Raw genomic sequence first — 4,342 nt, 5'->3', positions numbered from 1 at the left:
GGCCCGGCCCAGCGACCAGGTCGTGGGCCGGGCCTGTGACCGCCCGTCGGAGCCGAGGACTCAGCCCGAGATCGGGCGCTCGTCAGCCTCGCCGGCGGCGGTGCCGACGATGGTGGCGGAGCCGCGCAGGTCGTAGCGAGTGATCGCCTCCTCCACCACGCTGGCCTTGATCTCGCCCGCCCGCACCAGGGATTCCAGCGTCGCCACCACGACCGACTCGGCGTCGACGTTGAAATGGCGACGCAGCGCCGCACGGGTGTCGGAGCGGCCGAAGCCGTCGGTACCGAGCGAGGTGTAGGGCTGCGGCACCCAACGGGCGATCTGGTCGGGCACCGCGCGCATCCAGTCGCTGACCGCGATGACCGGCCCGGGCGCGCCCGCCAGGATCCGGGTGACGTACGGCACGCTTTCCGGCTGCTCCGGGTTGAGCAGGTTGGCCCGCTCCGAGTCGAGGGCGTCCCGGCGCAGCTCGTTCCACGAGGTCACCGACCAGACGTCCGCCGCCACGCCGAAGTCCGTGGCGAGCATCTCCTGCGCGGCCAGCGCCCAGCGCACGGCCGTGCCGCTCGCGAGAAGCTGGGCGCGCGGTGCCCCGGCGGCCCCGTCCCGGCCAGGGGTCTGCCCGAGCGGGCCGACGAGTTCCTCGGCGGGCCGGAACCGGTACATGCCGGCGATCAGCTGGCTCGGGTCGACTCCCGCCGGCTCCGCCGGCTGCGGGTACGGCTCGTTGTAGACCGACAGGTAGTAGAAGACGTTCTCGTCGCGGTCGCCGTACATCCGGTCGAGGGCATCACGCACGATGTGCGCGATCTCGAAGCTGAACGCGGGGTCGTAGGCGACGCAGGCGGGGTTCGTCGAGGCGAGCAGCAGCGAATGGCCGTCCTGGTGCTGCAGGCCCTCACCGTTGAGGGTGGTGCGTCCCGCGGTGGCGCCCAGCAGGAAGCCGCGGCCCAACTGGTCGCCGAACGCCCACATCTGGTCGCCGGTGCGCTGGAAGCCGAACATCGAGTAGAAGACGTAGACCGGGATCATGTGCTGCGCGTGCGTCGCGTACGACGTGCCGGCGGCGATCACCGAGCCCATCGAGCCGGCCTCGCTGATGCCCTCGTGCAGCATCTGGCCCTGCTCGGACTCCTGGTAGGACAGCAGCAGGTCCCGGTCGACGGCCTCGTACTTCTGGCCGTGCGGCGAGTAGATCTTCGCCGTCGGGAACATCGCGTCCATCCCGAAGGTGCGGGCCTCGTCCGGGATGACGGGCACGAAGCGCGGGCCCATCTCCTTGGTCTTCAGGAGGTCCTTCAGCAGCCGGACGAACGCCATCGTCGTCGCCACCGGCTGCTTGCCCGAGCCCTTGCGCAGAATGTCGAACAGCGACGCCGGCGGCTGCGCCAGCGGCTTGGCCCGCACCACCCGGCGCGGCACCGAGCCACCGAGCGCCGCCCGGCGCTCCTTCATGTACTGGATCTCTTCCGAGCCGTGCCCCGGGTGGTAGTACGGCGGCAGGTCCGCCTCCAGCGCCGAGTCCGGGATCTCCAGGTAAAGCCGGTCGCGCAGTTCCTTGAGCTCCGCCTTGGTGAGCTTCTTCATCTGGTGGGTCGCGTTGCGGCCCTCGAAGTCCTTACCCAGCGTCCAGCCCTTGATGGTGTGCGCGAGGATCACCGTCGGCTGGCCCTCGTGCTCGGTCGCGGCCTTGTAGGCGGCGTAAAGCTTGCGGTAGTCGTGCCCACCGCGGGAGAGCTTGCGCAGGTCGTCGTCGGACCGGTCGGCGACCATCCGGCGCAGGCGCGCGTCCGAGCCGAAGAAGTGCTCCCGGATGTAGGAGCCGGGGGACGTCGAGTAGGTCTGGAACTGGCCATCCGGCGTCGTGTTCATCTTGTTCACGAGGGCGCCATCGGTGTCCTTGGCCAGCAGCGGGTCCCAGTCGCGGCCCCAGACCACCTTGATGACGTTCCAGCCGGCGCCACGGAACAGCGCCTCCAGCTCCTGCATGATCTTGCCGTTGCCCCGGACCGGGCCGTCGAGGCGCTGCAGGTTGCAGTTCACCACGAAGATCAGGTTGTCGAGCTCCTCGCGGGCGGCGACCCCGAGCGCGCCGATCGACTCCGGCTCGTCCATCTCGCCGTCACCGAGGAACGCCCACACCCGGCTGCCCGCGGTGTCCTTGATCTGCCGGTTCAGCAGGTAGCGGTTGAAGCGCGCCTGGTAGATCGCGTCGATCGGGCCGAGCCCCATCGACACGGTCGGGAACTCCCAGAAGTCCGACATCAGGCGCGGGTGCGGATAGGACGAAAGGCCGCCCGGCACGCCCTCGCGGCGGAACGCGTCCAGCTGGGTCTCGGAGAGCCTTCCCTCCAGGAAGGCGCGCGCGTAGATACCCGGCGACGCGTGGCCCTGAAAGAAGATCTGGTCGCCGGAGCCACTGCCCGGCGAACTGCTCAGGTGGTCCTTGCCCCGGAAGAAGTGGTTGAATCCGACCTCGTAGAGGCTGGCGCTCGACGCATAGGTGGCGATATGGCCGCCCACGTTGTACTCGGGCCGGTTGGCCCGGCTCACCATGATGGCGGCATTCCAGCGGATGTAGGCGCGGATGCGTCGTTCCACGTGCTCGTCGCCCGGGAACCACGGCTCCTGCTCCGGCGAAATCGTGTTGATGAAGTCCGTGCTGGTCAGAGAGGGTACCCCGACCGCCTTCGCACGGGCCTGCTCGAGCAGTTTGAGCATGAGAAAACGGGCGCGGCCGCGTCCCTGCTCGGCGATGACGGCGTCGAGGGACTCGAGCCATTCGCTGGTTTCCGACGGGTCCACGTCGGGCAGCTGGCTGGGCAGTCCGTCGGTGATGACCGAGAACTTCCGATTACTGTCCTGTGCCACTTTCCTCTGCTCCTAGCCCTCGGGTGCCGGCCGGCCCGGGCAGGTCGTGCCCGGGCGGACATGCTGACGTCATGGTGCTCCGTCCCGTCAGGGACGTCACGCACACCCCGGTTACCGCCGAGTTCCGCCGCGTCGATCGTGACGAACGTCAACGAAACTGCGAAGTAAAAGCAACGCCCGCCACGCACCACCGTATGCCGCCCGGCACCCGTACCATCCCCGTTCCGCCCCCGCGTCGGCACGGAGGTCGCGCGCGTCCGAGGTCCTCGCCGGACGTCCGGGCCGCGCGGGCCGGTGATGATGCGGGAGTGGAAACCACGACGGTGTCAGTGCGGACCGGGCGGCGCGAGCGGGTCCACGACCTGACGGGTGAGGCGGGCCGGTTCGTCGCCGGCCGCGGGGACGGGCTGCTGTCGGTGTTCGTGCCGCATGCCACCGCCGGCATCGCGATCCTGGAGCTCGGCTCGGGCAGCGACGAGGATCTGCTCGCGGCGCTGGCGGAGCTGCTGCCCGCGGACGACCGCTGGCGGCACGCCCACGGATCACCGGGACACGGGCGCTCGCACGTCATGCCCGCCTTCCTGCCGCCGTCCCTGACGGTCCCGGTGCTCGACGGCCGGCTCGCGCTCGGCACCTGGCAGTCGGTCGCCCTGGTCGACCTCAACGTCGACAACCAGGACCGCACCGTCCGTTTCTCGTTCCTCGCCGGCTGATCTGGCGCCCGTCGGCGCCCGTGCCCGGGCCGCCGACCGGGGTACGGAAGCGGCGGCATACACCTGCGTTGTCCACAACCAGCGGCGTGGCACTTGCGTTGTCACCGCATGGTCCGGTGGACTTAGGTCACGGCGGGGCTCACGGCCGGCTAGGCCGTTGGGTTTGTCCGACCGGGACGCGCGGGTTTACGCTCGCCCGTCAGACAAACGAGCAGGAGGTAGCGGAGGGTGAGTCCGACCGCGGCAAACGCCGAGGGTCAGCGCCGTGCGGAACGTCTGGGCGTCGTCGCCGGGACGATGGTGCAGTCGATCAATGAGGACGACGACATCGCGGGCGACCTGCTGGAAGCGGTCATCGCCGCCAGCGGGACGGACCTCGTGCCGGAGGACTCCGATGACGTCGTCGACATCGTTCTGCTCTGGTGGCGGGACGACGACGGCGATCTCGCCAACGCACTCATCGACGCCCGGCGCCAGCTCTCCCCCCAAGGGGTCATCTGGCTGCTGACCCCCAAGGCGGGCCGCTCCGGCCACGTCGAGCCGAGCGACATCCTGGACGCCGTGCCCACGGCCGGCCTGGTCCAGACCAGCACGCTCAGCGTCGCCCAGGAATGGGCCGGTATGCGCCTCGCCGCCCCCAAGTCCCAGCGCGTCCGCCACCGATAGCGCGCGGACACGTCACCCGCGCGCCGTGGGGGGGGGGGGGGGCGGGGGGGGGGGCCGGGGGGGGGGGGGGGGGGGGGGCGCCCGCCCGCCCC

General features: G+C 70.5%; 3 protein-coding genes. 2 read left to right on the top strand and 1 reads right to left on the bottom strand.

Translation table 11 applies throughout. The annotated features are described in order from the left end of the window. Positions 1-60 precede the first annotated feature (60 nt). Complete coding sequence (gene aceE, locus I6A81_RS41385) at positions 61-2,871, bottom strand: pyruvate dehydrogenase (acetyl-transferring), homodimeric type (protein WP_203006797.1); 2,811 nt, start codon at positions 2,869-2,871, stop codon at positions 61-63. Positions 2,872-3,179: 308 nt separating this feature from the next. Between aceE and I6A81_RS41380 the strand changes: the two genes are divergently transcribed. After that, positions 3,180-3,584 (top strand): secondary thiamine-phosphate synthase enzyme YjbQ, encoded by a 405-nt coding sequence (locus tag I6A81_RS41380; RefSeq protein ID WP_307875248.1) that lies wholly within the window; start codon positions 3,180-3,182, stop codon positions 3,582-3,584. Between the two features lie 228 nt (positions 3,585-3,812). Continuing rightward, a complete protein-coding gene (locus I6A81_RS41375; protein WP_203006799.1) occupies positions 3,813-4,250 on the top strand; it encodes a DUF3052 domain-containing protein in 438 nt (145 codons plus the stop codon). The last annotated feature ends 92 nt before the right edge of the window (positions 4,251-4,342 follow it).

Source organism: Frankia nepalensis, assembly GCF_016786325.1.
In the GTDB taxonomy this organism is placed as follows: domain Bacteria; phylum Actinomycetota; class Actinomycetes; order Frankiales; family Frankiaceae; genus Pseudofrankia; species Pseudofrankia nepalensis.
Note: the sequence above shows the minus strand (reverse complement) of the source record. Positions and strands in the feature narration are given on the sequence as shown.